This is a genomic window from Burkholderia sp. WP42 (genome assembly GCF_000745665.1).
Taxonomy (GTDB): domain Bacteria; phylum Pseudomonadota; class Gammaproteobacteria; order Burkholderiales; family Burkholderiaceae; genus Burkholderia; species Burkholderia vietnamiensis.
The window spans coordinates 18,711-33,765 of sequence record NZ_JQJT01000031.1; the positions used below are offsets into that span (position 1 = coordinate 18,711).

12 protein-coding genes are annotated in these 15,055 nt (G+C 62.5%); 5 read left to right on the plus strand and 7 right to left on the minus strand.

What is annotated here, in order from left to right; all coding sequences use genetic code 11:
* Positions 1-1,030 precede the first annotated feature (1,030 nt).
* Entirely contained in the window at positions 1,031-2,347 is a 1,317-nt protein-coding gene (locus EX20_RS19120) for a replication initiation protein (RefSeq protein ID WP_011879642.1), read from the plus strand.
* A gap of 89 nt (positions 2,348-2,436) precedes the next feature.
* On the opposite strand, the gene EX20_RS19125 is transcribed toward EX20_RS19120, so the two are convergent.
* The 3 genes from EX20_RS19125 to EX20_RS19135 form a co-directional block, all read right to left on the minus strand.
* Complete coding sequence (locus EX20_RS19125) at positions 2,437-3,468, minus strand: ParB/RepB/Spo0J family partition protein (RefSeq protein ID WP_014725505.1); 1,032 nt, start codon at positions 3,466-3,468, stop codon at positions 2,437-2,439.
* Positions 3,461-4,156 carry a ParA family protein gene (locus tag EX20_RS19130; protein ID WP_014725504.1) on the minus strand — a complete coding sequence of 232 codons (696 nt, stop codon included), beginning with the start codon at positions 4,154-4,156 and terminating at the stop codon, positions 3,461-3,463. Before EX20_RS19130 ends, EX20_RS19125 begins: the two co-directional genes overlap by 8 nt.
* Positions 4,157-5,596: 1,440 nt before the next feature.
* Positions 5,597-6,721 carry an MBL fold metallo-hydrolase gene (locus EX20_RS19135; RefSeq protein ID WP_034194403.1) on the minus strand — a complete coding sequence of 375 codons (1,125 nt, stop codon included), beginning with the start codon at positions 6,719-6,721 and terminating at the stop codon, positions 5,597-5,599.
* Between the two features lie 84 nt (positions 6,722-6,805).
* Here EX20_RS19135 and EX20_RS19140 point away from each other — a divergent pair, with 84 nt between their 5' ends.
* The 4 genes from EX20_RS19140 (at position 6,806) to EX20_RS19155 (ending at position 11,451) form a co-directional block, all read left to right on the plus strand.
* Positions 6,806-7,459, plus strand: a complete 654-nt coding sequence (locus EX20_RS19140; protein ID WP_014725502.1) for a TetR/AcrR family transcriptional regulator — start codon at positions 6,806-6,808, stop codon at positions 7,457-7,459.
* Positions 7,460-7,586: 127 nt separating this feature from the next.
* Positions 7,587-8,078, plus strand: coding sequence for a flavodoxin family protein (locus EX20_RS19145; RefSeq protein ID WP_011879636.1), 492 nt, complete (start codon positions 7,587-7,589; stop codon positions 8,076-8,078).
* Positions 8,079-8,873: 795 nt separating this feature from the next.
* On the plus strand, positions 8,874-9,542 hold the full coding sequence (locus tag EX20_RS19150; RefSeq protein WP_034194404.1) for a ProQ/FINO family protein: 669 nt from the start codon (positions 8,874-8,876) through the stop codon (positions 9,540-9,542).
* 847 nt (positions 9,543-10,389) lie between these two features.
* Complete coding sequence (locus EX20_RS19155) at positions 10,390-11,451, plus strand: DMT family transporter (RefSeq protein WP_034194405.1); 1,062 nt, start codon at positions 10,390-10,392, stop codon at positions 11,449-11,451.
* 287 nt (positions 11,452-11,738) lie between these two features.
* On the opposite strand, the gene EX20_RS19160 is transcribed toward EX20_RS19155, so the two are convergent.
* The 4 genes from EX20_RS19160 to EX20_RS19175 all read right to left on the minus strand — a co-directional run bounded on the left by EX20_RS19160 (position 11,739) and on the right by EX20_RS19175 (position 15,036).
* Entirely contained in the window at positions 11,739-12,164 is a 426-nt protein-coding gene (locus EX20_RS19160; protein ID WP_034194406.1) for a TOBE domain-containing protein, read from the minus strand.
* Between the two features lie 198 nt (positions 12,165-12,362).
* Positions 12,363-13,886: an efflux transporter outer membrane subunit gene (locus EX20_RS19165; RefSeq protein WP_034194407.1), complete on the minus strand. Its 1,524-nt coding sequence runs from the start codon at positions 13,884-13,886 to the stop codon at positions 12,363-12,365.
* A complete protein-coding gene (locus EX20_RS19170) occupies positions 13,883-14,821 on the minus strand; it encodes an efflux RND transporter periplasmic adaptor subunit (RefSeq protein ID WP_034194408.1) in 939 nt (312 codons plus the stop codon). Before EX20_RS19170 ends, EX20_RS19165 begins: the two co-directional genes overlap by 4 nt.
* A gap of 2 nt (positions 14,822-14,823) precedes the next feature.
* Positions 14,824-15,036, minus strand: coding sequence for a DUF1656 domain-containing protein (locus tag EX20_RS19175; protein WP_011879627.1), 213 nt, complete (start codon positions 15,034-15,036; stop codon positions 14,824-14,826).
* Positions 15,037-15,055 lie beyond the last annotated feature (19 nt).

Genomic DNA, 15,055 nt, shown 5'->3' on the forward strand with positions numbered 1-15,055 from the left:
CGGTCATTGTCGAGGGCAACGCGAGAACATTTCGTGCGGTTCCTTGCCCGAGAGCGCCTATTGGTAGCGGTTTATGGGGGTTGGTTTTTCTCACAGGCACGCGTGTGTTTACATCTTTGGTAAACGACGTTTACTTCTTTAACTACCTTTAGCCGGCTCACAGCCTTATTGCACAAGGGTTTGAGGGGTGTTCGGTACCCATTTATGGGAGCACAGGCGGAAGTGTATGGGGTGTCAGGTCTGTGGATTTGGGGAATCGGGTACCGTGCTGTGGGAAGTTAGGGTTGTGGATATGGGGCACGCGTAGCCTGTTATGGGATTTCTACGCAGAAGTACCTCAGGTAGCAGTCTATGGGGACACTCTTTGGTTGCCGGCTATGGGAGCTAGTTGCTCGGACCGCTGCGACGGGAGAGCAAGGTCGTTTTCTCTAAGGTAGCCATTTATAGGGCGACGTTAAGGTAGCCGGTTATGGGGCGTACTACTGGTGTCACCGACGATTTCCCTGGAATCTTAAACAAGGCTGTGCCCGCCCACCGGCTCGATAGCCACCATGGGTAACCTCCTATGGGGGCATTCGAAGGTAGCCGTTTATGGGTCGATCTTCGCACAGAATTTACGCTGCCTTCGAAAAGCACGACGGTGGCCGGTCTTGATAGGTAGCCTTCCATGGGGTTCGGCAAAGGTAGCGTTTTATGGGAGGTAACGGACCAGTGCTGCAAGGCACCACGATTTGGGTCCGCGGGTAGCTTTCTGCATGCGTGTTTCCCATGAACGGTTACCTTTGAGCTGGGCAAGACCCGTGCCGGATTCGATTGATCTGGCGCATAGGTAGCTGGTTTTGGGACGCATTGTGGCGAAAAGGTATATGGATATGGGGCAGATTTAGCGTGGAAAAACAGATTGATTATCTTTATAAAACAATGCGTTGCAAGAGTTACTGAAAGTATTGCTAGAGGATCGACAGTTGCTGGATTACGCGAAAAGGTATAAAGTCCGCCATCAATAAGGTCACCTTCTCCGGACATCACGATGCCGCGCAAGCCCGCAATCAAAGGCTCCGACAAGCAGGTCTCTCTGTTCCAGACGCCCGAGCCGCCCGATCTGCTGCGCAAGGCGGTTCAGGCTATTCACATCGCGCCGAAGTCCGGAAAGATCGGTCTGCAGCAGCGCAAGATGTTCAGTTCGCTGATCAAGAATGCGCTGCGTCAGGAAGCGTTCGAACCGGGGCGCACGAGCTTTTCGATCTCGATTGCGGCGCTTTCGCACGAGAGCGGGCTGAACAGCAACAACACCAAGTACGTGAAGGACACGGTCAACTCGTTGATCAGTACCGTCGTCAACTGGGACTACCTTGCCGCAGATCGGTCGACCGTGTGGAAGGCGTCGGGCCTGCTCGCCGGCGCCGAGCTCGAGCAGTCGGTGCTCAAGTACAGCTTCTCGGACCAGATCCGTAGCGAACTGCTCAATCCTGAAATTTACGCGCTCATCGATATGCGGATTGCGCGCGAGTTTCGGCGCTCGCACTCGCTCGCGCTGTGGGAGAACACCGTGCGCTACGAGGGCATCGGCATCACGGCGAAGATTCCGTTGCCCAAGTTCCGCGATCTGATCCTAGGCCAGGACAAGGCATCGCAGTCGTACAAGGAATACAAGCTCTTCAAGAGCAAGGTCCTCGTGCCCTGCATTCAGGAGGTGAACGAAGTTTCCGACCATACGCTCGAGCTGATCGAACACAAGTCGGGCCGCAGCGTGGAGGCCGTTCAGTTCAAGGTGACGCGCAAGCAGAGCGCGGATACGGTCGAAGAAGGTGACGTCAAGAACGAAGCGCTCGTCGACGAAGTGGCCAAGTTCGGCATCCCGCGTTCCGAGGCGCGTCGTCTGATCACGCAATATGGAGTGCAGCGCATCAAGGCGGCGATTGCGTACACGCTCAATCGGACAACGAAAAAGAACGCGGCACCGGTCGACAACGTCGGCGCGTATTTCCGCAAGGCGCTTACGCACGGCTATACGTTGTCCGATGGACAAGGCACGGAAGCCGCCGCGCCGGCCAAGGAGTCCGCGCAGAGCAAGCAGGAGCAGATCCGCGACAAATACCTGGCCGCGAAGGTCGACGAAGCGGGCGCGTATTTCCGCGAACTGGAGATCGACGATCAGACCAAGCTGATCGAGCGTTACAACGAGACGGTGGCAGGCTCGAAGGATCTCACGCTGTCGCCGAAGAAGAAGGCAAGCAAGCTCGCACAAACGAGCTTCTTCCGATGGCTGGCGCTCGACACCTGGGGCGAACCGACGTCGGACGATCTGCTCGAATTTCTGCTGAAGAGCAGCCTCGCGACGAATTGAGAGCGGCCTCGCAGCTTGTCAGGCGACGCGTGCCGGGCTTCGGCCGGCGACGCGTCGCGATGCAGATGCGTGGTCGTGGTTCTCCGTGCTTACTTCTGAGCCGCGACGGCCAATTCGGCAACGTATGCGTCGATCACGGCTTTGAGTTGATCGGCCAGAGCTTCCTGGTGCGACGTATCGACTCCTTTCAGCTGCAGATCGAGTCGTCCGTCCGGGTAGGTCTTCAACTGGCCGACCGCGCGCGACTCGAGCGCGAAATCGTGACGAACGCTATAGCGCGTGCGTCCCGTCTTCTTGTTGCCGTCGCCTTGCGTACGCAGGAAGTTCTCCAGATCGCGCACCGACTTTTTGCGCTCCATGACGGCGGTGAGCAGACGGTCGGCAGCCGCTTCGCCAACCCGTTCGAAAATCAGTTTCAGGAAATATGCCGCTTGCAGGCCGACCACGTCGTTGGCGCTGGCCATCCGCTCGAGGAGGGTGTTGGGCAGTGCGTTCAGCGATAGTGTCTTGCTGATCGACGCTTTGTCCTTGCCGATCTTTTCCGCGAGTGTGTTCTGGTCGGGAAAGACCTTTTCGTCGAGCAGGCGCTTCCACGCGACCGCATCGTCAAAGATCGTCTGGCGTTCGTGGTCGTGGTTCGCGCGGTACGCGATCGTGTAGAGCTGCTCGGGCGTGTGATCGGTACGGAACGTCGCGTTGATCGTCTCGTCGCCGTTGATGCTCGTCGCACGCAGGCGGCGTTGACCATCGATCACGACGAGCTTGCCCGGGAATTCCGGAAGGCGCGTCACCTTGATCGGCTCGATCTGCCCTTCCCGCTTCAGCGTCAACGCCAGTTCGTGCAGGCTCGATTCAGAGTAGAACACGCGTGGGTTGAACGGATTCGGGATGCAGTCCTTGACCGCGACTTTTTGCGGTGCGCCGAGGTCGGGTGTATCGGTTGGCGTCGTCACGGTCGGCGCGATTGCGATCGCGGCTTCGACGGCGGTATTCGACGCCGCCGAGGGCTCGGGCAAGCGCGTTTCCAGTGCGGCGTTTTCTTGCGCGAGGCCGCGCAGCAGACCGGCCGCGAGATGCAGATTGCCCGTCGGCTTTTTTTCCTTCGAAGTGTCCTTAGCCATGAGCGGCTCCGGTGGCGCGCGTCGACGCGATGTATTGGGCCATTTCTGTAACGAGTTTTTCGATCTCCGCGCGGGCCTCCTTCAGCCCTTTCAGATATCGGTTGTGATGGTGAATCGTCGTGCCGAGAGCAAATGTCTGCCGGTAGACCTCGCGCTGCGCGATCTGACTATCGAGCAGATGCTCCCCTATTTCTTCTGCCTTTAGAATTTTTAAAATCTCTTCTCTCATTTTAGTTTTTCCATTGACGCTATTTAACATCAACGCAGAAGAAAGATTTGGGTTTCTAACGGCTCGCATCGACTCGATCATGCGAATCATGGCGACGGTACTGTAAAGGTCGGCGGGCGACGGCGACAGCGGCACCAGGCAGAAGTCGGCAACTTCAAGCACTGATGCGATTCGTGGATCTTCGAGGTTACCCGGACAATCGACGACGATTACGTCGAAATTCGCATCTTGTTTTTTGATCTCGCCACCGATTCCTCGGCCGGCCGGGGCGAGGGACAGGACCGTCATCGGAAGCGTATTTTCCCCGCTCGTGACCCATCGCACTGAAGTGCCTTGGGGATCGGCATCGATCAAGGCGACTTTGTTGCCGCCTGCTTCGAAGGCGGCCGCGATGTTGACCGAGATGGTCGTCTTTCCGGTCCCACCTTTTTGGTTGCTGACGGCGATCTTGAAAGCCATTAAATCTCTCCAAGGAGTTTTGCGTAATATATGCAAATATTTTTGGAAAGTCCAGAGAAACGGCTTATTTCGAGGCGCGAGCCATCCTTAGTTGTCACGTGACAAGTCGGCTGGATAGCTACCGTAGCTGATCTTCGAGCGGCACGGACGGAATGGCTTTAAATCGGGCAGTGATTGCCGAAGTGACAAATCGCTTTTCTATGCACTCATTGATCTGGGTGGCCCGTATTTCATGTTGGATGGTGCCAACGCTCAAGTGCCCAGGACGCCCAAGCACCGATCCCTTGATGAAGGTTGTCACCTAACAACGGTGTGGGCGACCAACAATCGCGGATGTCTTTGGCACAGCGCGTTGGCGCCTTGCCTTTGCTGGGGCTCTAAACCTTGCTGAGAGCCACGGGCCACGCTCAAATGCGGCCGGATGCGGAAGGCGGTTGTCACGTGACAACGACTTGCGCCCAAGCGGCGGCTGGCGTTGATACCGAAGGAGCCGAAATGCGGCGCGTTACGGCGCGCGCCGGATTTCGATCGCTTCGGGGATAAGACCGAGGGTCGACTGGGTTGTTACGTGACAACCGCGCGTCGGTTCTTCATATGCGAGCGGGGCTCGAGAAACATCGGCCGCGCGTGACGCTCGGCGATGGGCCCAACGACCTACAGCCCTGCATGCCATGACAGCCGTGCGATGATCTGCCCCTAATATCGCGCCGTACATCCTCAGCCGAAGCTATCGGATGTTGGGTTTAGTGCGGTCTCGCGTGCCGCGCGCCAGCCAGGTGTGGAGTGGGGCAGATAGCGCCCCTCGTCGCGTCACGTTAACGGGAGATTCTCGGCGACGATGTGACGACTAGACGCGCCGGCCGACTGGCCGTGAAACATTTCTCCAAAAAGCGGGCGCAAGCGGAAACCCTTATCCTGCAATGGTTTGCCCTGCATTCTTCATGTTGTTTCACGGGAAGATCTGCCATTGCCGGTTCGAATTAGGGGGCGCATGCGCGACCGGGTCTGAAATTCTCCAGGGCACCCTCAATACGACTACATTCATTGTATCTGAAACGTATTATGTAGTTTTCGATACATTCGAGCGGGCGGTGGAGCGGTTTCCGCAGGGGCGCAATGTGCAGTTGTCACGTGACAACACAGTGTGGGCGCGCAACTGTTAGTCCGACCGATGACGGCGGGGACCTAGAGTTCGTGGTTGAAAAGGCGCCAACCTCCGATCGGCGAGAGGCGGGTGCTGCCGAATCCGAATCAGTGTTCCCGACACTAAAGCCCGCGACGACACGATTCCCAGCAGGGTGATCGACAATCGCGTCGCTGAGCAACCGCAGACTCCCCGAAGCCAATTGGTTGTTTTCTCGCATGGGGCTTCAGGAGCGAGATGCGCTAGCGCCACGGGGCGCAGACAAATCGACGCATAGCCGCCCCGACTCCGTGCGTCTACTTCGCCGATCGCGCTGCGCACAATGGCCATCGCCACACCTTCTTGGAAGGCGCTGCCAATGCCTGCTTAACTGTTCGCCACCACCGTTCGCCGCGATGCGGCTCGTTGAGATCCACCCGCTCGCCCATCCTTGGAGTCGACAATTGAATGCCGTGGGCGACCGACAACGCGGTGACACGTTCGAACGGTTCGTGCCAGCAATGCATCGCGAGATCGAATGTGCCGTTATGAATTGGGATCAGCGTACGACCTCGCAGATCGATATGGGCCTGGATTGTCTCCTCCGGCTGCATATGCACGTATGGCCATTGCGGGTCGTACGCTCCGGTCTCGACGAATGTCACATCGAACGGTCCGAGGCGCTCGCCGATCATTCGGAAGTCGTCGAAGTACCCGGTGTCGCCACTAAAGAACATGCGCAGTTCGTCGTCAACGATGACCCACGACGCCCACAGCGTGCTATTGCCGTCAAACAGGCTGCGCCCCGAAAAATGCTGGGCGGGCGTCGCGGTGAGCGTCAGGCCGGCGACGTCAACGCTTTGCCACCAGTCGAGCTGGCGCACCTTCCCGGCGTCGATGCCCCATTCGATCAGGCGGTCGCCGACACCGAGCGTCGTAACGAAGACACTCGTGGTGTCCGCCAGCGCGCTCACCGCATCGCGATCGAGGTGATCATAGTGATCGTGGGAAAGTATCACGCCGCGCAACGGCGGTAGATCGCCGAGTTCAATCGGCGGCGCATGGAAGCGTTTTGGGCCCACGCGCCGAAACGGCGATGCTCGCTCGGCGAATACCGGATCCGTCAACCAGAATTCGCCGCGCAACTTGAATAGCAACGTCGAATGCCCGAGCCGATACAGGCTCCGATCCGGAGCTGCGTCGAGTTGCTCGCGAGTAAGCGGATCGATTGGTAAAACGCCCGTCGGCACCGTGTTGCGCGGTTTGTTGAACAGCATGTTCCAGGCGATGCGAAGCGTCTTGCCAAAACTCTCCGCGGGCCTTGCCGTCGTGTTGCGGAAGCGCTCGCCATCGTGTTGTGGCGAGCCGCCGGACAAATCGCGGCCACGCCTCGCGGCTGCGATACCGAGGACCCGATGAAGAAAAACGAGCGGGGACGCCATATTTGATTTCCCGTCAATAAAAGTATACCGAGCAGTGTAGATCTGTTGGGCGAAAAGTAAACTCAACGGTATAGAATTTCTTTCATGAATACGAACACACCCTCTGAGCGCCTGACCGAAAGAAAGCGAGCGGCCATCCTTGATGCCGCGATCAAGGAATTTCTCGCGGCAGGCTACGACGCGACCAGCATGGATCGCATCGCCGCGCGCGCAAATGTGTCGAAGCGCACGGTGTACAACCATTTCCCCGGCAAGGAGGCGTTGTTCGCCGCGATCCTGCATCGCTTATGGGATGCGACGTGCACCGTCGGCGTGTCCGCTTATCGCGCAGACGTGCCGCTGCGGGAGCAGTTGCTCGTATTGCTTGACCGCAAACTGCGGCTGCTGAGCGACGAAGCGTTTCTCGCACTGGCACGCGTTGCGATCGGCGCCGTCATTCACTCGCCGGAACGTTCACGCGACATGGTGGAGCGCATTGGCGAACGCGAGGAGGATTTGACCGTCTGGATTCGCGCGGCCGCGGCGGCCGGTCGCCTGTCCGCTCCCGATCCGGAATTTGCTGCCCACCAACTGCATGGCATCGTGAAGGCGTTCGCGTTCTGGCCGCAAGTGACGCTTGGTCAGCCGCCGCTCGAAGTTGCGCAGCAGCAAAAGGTCGCGCAAGCGGCCGCGGACATGTTTCTCACGTACTACGGCCGTCCGGCCGACGCGGATTCGTCGGCGCCGGCGCGGGGCTAATCCGGTATCCAATACAGCAGTCACGCGCCGCAATTGGACAACGCGCAGATGCGGGCCCACGCGCACTCCGCTACCCGCCATCAGCGCGGCTGAATCTGACGCGACCGAATAGAGAGAGCGAATACAGATGAAGACGCTGTTGATCGTCTATCACACGATGACCGGAGGCACACGGCAAATGGTCGAAGCGGCCGCCGCCGCGGCGCGCGAGCAGCCCGGCGTCGACGTTCGGTTGCAGCGTGCCGAGGAGACGCACGCAGACGACGTGCTCGCCGCCGACGCATATCTGTTCGCGACGCCGGAAAATCTCGCGGCGATGTCCGGGATGATGAAAGACTTCTTCGATCGCTGTTACTACGCGGCGGTCGATCGCGTGAACGGTCGTCCGTATGCGGCGATGATTTGTGCGGGCAGCGACGGACAGAACGCGCTGCGCCAGATCGATCGAATCGCGACCGGATGGCGGCTCAGGCGTGTGGTGCCGGGCTTGATCGTCTGTACCCACGCGCAGACGCCCGAGCGCATCCTCGCGCCGAAAATGATCGACCGCGAGGATCTCGAGCGCTGCGCGGAGACCGGTGCAGCGCTTGCTGCCGGGTTAGCGCTTGGCGTGTTTTGATCGATCGTCAATGCGAACCCGTTGATACGAAGCAGTCCCATACACGACGCTTCCCAATACGCGGCTCCGTTGCTATCAATTGGAAGGATTCGCAGCCTCGATGTAATGCGGACAGGGCGCACACCGCCAGTTTCCGTTGCATTGCCGGATCCGATGTAGATGCTGCCGATCGTCGTTGGCACATGCCGTCGACCGGAGATACCTGATGCCGCCTCCCGTCGCCGCCATCGTACGAGTGCCCACATGGCATGCGATTGCATATCGATGCATACGCAACCAAGGCCACCACGGCAGCGTGTGACGCGAATCACTGAACGCACCGACCGCGCGACACGCAGCATGCAAAGGATGGCACAGCCATATGTTGAATGACCCGTAACGCGACATGCGAACGCCAACGCCGCCAATGACAACGTCCAAGTTTCGTGCGGCGGAACAACGCACGCATTACACGCATTACGCACCGCACCTCAAACGCGGGTAAAGCGGCGCTACGTAACACGCGGTCGTTATTCGACGAAAACGCAGCGATAATGCGCAGCACGCTGATTCGGACGCCCCGCGGCCCCGGTTCCAGCCAAATATGAACCCGTCGGCGAACCGACCGTCGCGCGTACCGGTATACTTCCACTCCTGCCTTCTCCGGCATCGTGGCCGGGTGCCTGAAACAGCGGCGATGGCGATGCGGCCCCGCAATCGCGTGCATCGGCGGCAAACAAGCCGCATGCGATGCGGCATGTCGATGTGCGAAGCGGCTGCACGAACCACGCCTTATATTCCTGGTGGATTGAATTTATGGGTTTTGAACAACTTGCCGAATTGCGGGCGCAGCTCGCAGCTAAGGCCAAGCAGGAGCGCAACGCGAAGCAACCGGCAATGCAACCGGACGCCGGTGCAAAGCCCAAGTCGGGCAACCGGCCGGCTCGCGGGGCCAAATCGGGTGCCCCGGCCAAAGCGCCGTCCGGCGCCAAGCCCGCTTCGGCGAAACCGTCGACGCCGGTCGATCCGGTCATCGTCGCGATCGGCAAACTGCAGCGTCGGTTCCCGCGCGCATTCCCGAAGAATCCGGCTCCGAAGGTGCCCCTGAAGGTCGGCATCTGGGACGACCTCGCGCGCGAGGCGCAGTCCGTCGGGCTGAGCGAAGCGGAGTTGCGCGAAGCGATGTCCACGTGGTGCCGCGGCAATCGTTATTGGTCGTGTCTGGTCGAAGACGCGGTGCGGGTCGATCTGCAAGGTAACGAAGCCGGTCGCGTGACGCACGACGATGCCGCGCGCGCGCGCCGCTTGAAATCGCGCCGGCCGGGCAAGGGTGGGGCGCAGGCAGCAAAGGGTGCACCGCAGCAGCCGAAAGCGCAGGCGCCTGTCGACGCGGCAGTAGCGCAGCCGGCGGCCGCAGATGCACCGACGGATGCGCCTTCGGACGCAGCATCGCAGGCCGAACAGCAGACGGCTGCGAACGAGTAACGCCCGATGTGTTGCCGCGCGAGCGCGCGGCAACATCCAGTCCGCGCTGCGTATGCAGTGCATCGTGTGACGGACCGGCGAACGCTCAAGAGCGCGTCGGTACGACCTGCACTGCCCACACCGCCATCACCTGATTTCCATCATCGCACCGGCATCGAACTGCCTGGCGGTCGACGGCGCTTGGCCCGTGGGTCATCGGTGTCCGCTTTGTCGCCGCGCCCTTTGCTGTCGACCCCAATCGACGAACTATCCCGACCGTCCGCCGCTCCGCGCGCTGCGCCGCTGCGCAGAACCGCCGCTGCGCAGACACGCGACGACGCAGGCAACGCATCAATCGCGTCGAGTGGATATAAATCCGATACGAAGCCGTATACGCAATCGCAAGTTGCGACCTCACGAACAGATTCACCGCAAACAATAATAGTTCGGGCTACTGATATCGCCACACCTCGGCGCGACTCACGCCGACAGATCTCCGACGAAGAGCCGGCCGAGTAGCTCCGCACGAATCCATATCGCAGATATCGGCTTCGCCGCGCCCGATCGGCCAGCACGTCAGCGAGCCCCGATGCGCTATCACCACGCCGCGCCGCGATTGCCTTACGTCGATTGTCGCCGCGCGCCGCAACCGCCATAATGTCTCGCCCGAACCGCCGCGCCGGCACGCATCATGCGCGCGACGCAATACCACCCGCAGCCGAAAGCTCAACCGAATCGCGCTGCCCGGCGCTCGATGTAAACGCACCGCAAAACCGATTTCGCTGAAGCACCGCCCGCCGCCCGCTGGCCCGATCTCCCGGCGCACAATACCGATACCCACTCACGACCCTCAACGCCAATCCGCATCATGAACCCGAGACGTTCCGCAATTCTCGTCGCGCTCACAGCCGCCGTCTTGTTCGGCGCTGCGACGCCGCTCGCCAAGGCGCTGATCGGTACGATGTCGCCGTTCATGGTCGCAGGTCTTTTCTATCTCGGCAGCGGTGTCGGCCTCGGGGTTGTAATCGGCCTGCGCGCATTGCGCGGGCACCGTCCGTCGACGGATGGCGCCGCACCGCTGCAACGTGCCGAACTGCCTTGGCTCGCCGGTGCGATCGCGGCCGGCGGCATCGCAGGCCCTGCGTTGCTGATGCTCGGGCTGTCGACGACGCCGGCCGCGACGAGCGCGTTGCTGCTCAATCTGGAAGGCGTGTTGACCGCCGTCATCGCGTGGGTCGTATTCCGCGAGAACGTCGATCTGCAGGTGTTCGGCGGCATGGTGGCGATCGTCGCCGGGGGCATCCTGCTGTCGTGGGCGCCGGCCCAGGCGGGCGTGCCGGCCGGTGCGCTGCTGATTGCCGGCGCCTGTCTGTGCTGGGCGATCGACAACAACCTGACGCGCAAGGTCGCCGCGAACGACGCGATGGTCATCGCATGCGTGAAGGGCCTCGTCGCGGGCCCGGTGAATATCGCCATCGCGCTCGCGACGGGCGCCGCGTTGCCGACCGTTCCGATTACGCTCGCCGCGATGCTCACCGGACTCGGCGGATATGGCATCAGTCTCGTGCTGTTCGTCGTCGCGCTGCGCCACCTCGGCAGCGCACGCACGGGTGCGTACTTCTCCGTGGCGCCGCTGTTCGGCGTCTTGCTGTCACTGTTGATCTGGCCGGCGCTGCCGTCCGTCACGTTCTGGGCCGCCTCCGCACTGATGGCGCTCGGCATCTGGCTGCATGTGCGCGAGCGGCACGAACACGAGCACGCGCACGAACGGCTCGAACACGCGCACCGGCATCGTCACGACGAACACCATCAGCACGCGCACGACTTTCCGTACGACGGCAACGAGCCGCACACCCATCCGCACGTGCATCTGCCGATCACGCACAGTCACGCGCATTTTCCGGACATTCATCACCGTCATCGGCACTGACAAAGACGAGGACGTCGTCTGCCTGGACGGCAAAGTAACCGTTTATGGGGCGTCGTTCCTCGTTCCCCTGCGGTACCAATGCTGATTATTCGGTGCGAGCGCGGCACTTACCGCGCGCTCGCCCATGCCGGCGCTAACGCGTGGCGGCCACGCCGACGACGTCGCGGCGGATGTCTTCAAAACATCGATCTTGTTGCTATGCCCGCAAGCTGATTTGCGCAGCCAACGCATACGGGTGTCGCCAACTGCTCCGGGTCGTTACGGCGCTCAGCTGCGTGAACGGCCAATCACGCGACGGCGACGATCACGCTCGATGCCTTGAAGACTGCGGATGCGGCCTTGCCGCTCGCGAGACCGAGACGATCGACGCTATCGTTGGTAACGATCGCGACGATCTCGGCGCCGCCGGCTGCGCGAATCACGACTTCGGAATTCACCGCGCCTTTCGCAATCGACGACACGGTGCCGGCGATGCAGTTGCGGGCCGATACCTTGCTGCTGTCGACGTCGACCATCACGATCACCGACGACGCCTTGACGAGCGCGAAGGCGTTCGTCCCCGCCGCGAGGCCCAGCGACGCTGCGCTGCCGTGCGTGATCACGGCGACGATCTCGAGGCCATTGTCGGTACGCAGCGTGACTTCGTCGTTGACGGCGCCGGGCTTGACGACGTCGATCCGGCCGGGGAATTGGTTACGGGCGCTGGTTCGCATGAGGACTCTCCGGGAAGTGAGCCGCGCGACGCGCGGCGAGCGAAGGACGAAAACCGCAGACGAGTTTATCGGGAATGCGGGTGCGGCGCGATGTCGGCGCGGTCTTCTCCGCAACGGCGATTGCGCGTGAACGCAACCGCGACCGCGGGGCGGTAGTAGACGCGACACGCTCGTCGCGCTTTGTCGCCACACGGAAACTTACCGACCCATTGCCGATGCCGCCGACTTAGCCGCCGCCGATGCTGGTGCCGAACCCGCCCCCGAACCCGCCGCCACGCCCGCCACCACCTCCCCATCGCCCTCCCACCCCCCGCCGAGCGCGAGGAACAACCTGACCTGATCCGCCGCAACCTGCCCCTCAGCCGCCGCGACCTGCGCGCGCACGCTCGTCAACGTGCGCGTCGCATCCAGATCCGAAATGAACGACTCGCGCCCGGCCATATAGAGCCGGTGCGTTTCGTCGGCGGAACTTCGCGCCGATTCGTAGGCCGTGCGCAGCGCGTCGGTGCGCTGCACGTCGGCCGCATAGGTCGCGAGGCTCGACTGCGTTTCGCGCAGCGCGTTCAGCACGACGCCGTCGAAGTGCGCGAGCGCGCCGCCGGTCGCCGCTTCGGCTTCGCGCACGCGCGCACGCTGGCCGTTGATCGGGAACGCCCAGCTGATCAGCGGCCCGAACGACCAGCGGTTGGTGGTCGACGAGAACAGATCGGCGGCGACGCCGACCGAACCCGCGGATAACCCGATGCTCACCGACGGATACAGCGCGGCGGTTGCCACGCCGATGCGGGCCGTGGCAGCCGCGAGCTGGCGCTCGGCTTCGCGAACGTCGGGACGGCGGCGCAGCAGCGCGGCGCCGTCGCCGATCGGGATCGGTTGGCGCAGCCGCGGCAGCCGCTCGCATTCGGCGACGGCCTTCGGCAGATCTGCGGGCGCTCGCGCGAGCAAGGCGGCGAGCTGGTATTGCGCGATCTTGCGCCGGCCTTCGAAGCGCGGGATGTCGGCCGACAGCGTGCGTACCTGCGTGACGCCGCGCGTCACGTCGGTCTGATTGCCGCGTCCCGCGTCGCGCAGCCGCTGCGACAGCTTCACACGCTGCTGCTGCAGCGCGAGCGACTGCTTCGCGATCGCGAGTTCGTCGCCGGCGGAGCACGACTCGACGTACGCCCGCACCACATCCGCGACGACGGTGATGCGCGCGAGGTCGGCCGCCGCCTGCACCGCGTCGCTGTCCGCGTGCGCGGCCTCGACGCCACGCCGCAGCTTGCCGAACAGATCGAGCTCGTACGACACGTTGATGCCGACCGCGCCTTCGTTGACGACCGGCAGCTTGTTCTCGAGCAGATACTGTTCGGCCGATTCCTGCGCGCGTTGCACGCCGGCTTCGGCGTGGCCCGAGAAGCCGCCCTGTTCGTTGGCGACCTCCAGCGCCGCGCGCGAGCGCGCGAGGTTCGCTGCAGCGACGCGCAGGTCGGTGTTCGATTTCAGCGCGCTCTGCACCAGCGCATTCAGCACCGGATCGTCGTACAGCTGCCACCAGTTGCCGGGCACCGCATCGCGCGAGACGAGCGCGCCGTCCGCATCGTCGAGCGCATGGTTCGCGAGCGGCGCATTCACGTATGCGTGCTGCGGCAGCGCGTAATCGGGGCCGACCGACTTGCACGCGCCGAGTGCGAGCGCGAGCGGCGCGAGCGCCGCCGCGAGGCGCAGCCCATGCCGCTTCATTGCGATGCTCCAGTCGCGCTGGCCGCGGCGGGCGCCGATGCCGGCCGCGTCTTGTCGTCACGGCGCGCGTCATGCGAGCGCACCGCGACGGTCGCGGTGCGGCCGGCGATCATCCGGAAATCGTCCGGCACCTCGTCGAGCACGACGCGCACCGGCACGCGCTGCGCGAGCCGCACCCAGCTGAATGCCGGGTTCACGTTCGGCAGCAGGTTCGCGCCCTGCGTGCGGTCGCGATCCTCGATCGCGGCGACGATGCTCTGCACGTGGCCGCGCAACGGATGCGGCTCGCCCATCACGACGATGTCGACCGGCTCGCCGATATGGATGCCGCGCAGCTTGGTTTCCTCGAAATAGCCGTCCACGCGGAACGAGTTGCGATCGACGACCGACAGCACCGCACGGCCGGCCGCCACGTATTCGCCGGTGCGCGGCGCGCGATCGTTCAGATAGCCGTCGACCGGGCTCACGATCGTGGTGCGCTGGAGATTCAGTTTCGCGGTGTCGAGCGACACCTGCGCATCGGCGACGGCGGCTTCGCCCTGCTCGACGCGCGTGCGGCTTTCCTCGACCTGTTCGCTCGCCACCAGATTGCCGAGCTGCAGGTTGCGCGCATATTCGCGCTTCGCCTGGGCGAGCGTCGCGCGGCGCTGCGCGAGGGTCGCTTCGGCGAGGCGTTGCGCGAGCGTGTAGCGCGCCTGATCGATCACGAACAGCACCTGGCCGCGCTTGACCTCCTGGTTGTCGGCGACCTGCACCGACGTGATGAGGCCGGCCACGTCCGGCGCGACCTGGATCACGTCGGCGCGCACGTGCCCGTCGCGGGTCCACGGCGAGAACATGTAGTAATTGATGATGCGCCACAACACGAGGGCGGCCACGACGACGACGATCAGCGTGAGCAGGATCTGTCCTGCCGAGTACCAGGTTTTTTTCACGATTAGCTAGCCACGAGATGGTGAGACACGACCACGACGGCGGCAAGCACGAACACGTAGATGCCGAGATCGAAGATCGAACGGTGCCAGACGAGGCGGTAGAAGCCGACGCGCTCGAGCAGCGCGCGCACGACGATGTTGATCAGATACGCGATCAGCATCAGCACGAGGGGAGCCGGCACGAATACGCCGAAGATGTCGATTTCGCCGATCATGGTCGCGCTCGGAAGGACG

Bases quoted from the DNA above. Each gene is read 5' to 3' on its own strand.
- EX20_RS19120 (WP_011879642.1), top strand. From the start codon at position 1,031: ATGCCGCGCAAGCCCGCAATCAAAGGCTCCGACAAGCAGGTCTCTCTG.
- EX20_RS19125 (WP_014725505.1), bottom strand. From the start codon at position 3,468: ATGGCTAAGGACACTTCGAAGGAAAAAAAGCCGACGGGCAATCTGCAT.
- EX20_RS19130 (WP_014725504.1), bottom strand. From the start codon at position 4,156: ATGGCTTTCAAGATCGCCGTCAGCAACCAAAAAGGTGGGACCGGAAAG.
- EX20_RS19135 (WP_034194403.1), bottom strand. From the start codon at position 6,721: ATGGCGTCCCCGCTCGTTTTTCTTCATCGGGTCCTCGGTATCGCAGCC.
- EX20_RS19140 (WP_014725502.1), top strand. From the start codon at position 6,806: ATGAATACGAACACACCCTCTGAGCGCCTGACCGAAAGAAAGCGAGCG.
- EX20_RS19145 (WP_011879636.1), top strand. From the start codon at position 7,587: ATGAAGACGCTGTTGATCGTCTATCACACGATGACCGGAGGCACACGG.
- EX20_RS19150 (WP_034194404.1), top strand. From the start codon at position 8,874: ATGGGTTTTGAACAACTTGCCGAATTGCGGGCGCAGCTCGCAGCTAAG.
- EX20_RS19155 (WP_034194405.1), top strand. From the start codon at position 10,390: ATGAACCCGAGACGTTCCGCAATTCTCGTCGCGCTCACAGCCGCCGTC.
- EX20_RS19160 (WP_034194406.1), bottom strand. From the start codon at position 12,164: ATGCGAACCAGCGCCCGTAACCAATTCCCCGGCCGGATCGACGTCGTC.
- EX20_RS19165 (WP_034194407.1), bottom strand. From the start codon at position 13,886: ATGAAGCGGCATGGGCTGCGCCTCGCGGCGGCGCTCGCGCCGCTCGCG.
- EX20_RS19175 (WP_011879627.1), bottom strand. From the start codon at position 15,036: ATGATCGGCGAAATCGACATCTTCGGCGTATTCGTGCCGGCTCCCCTC.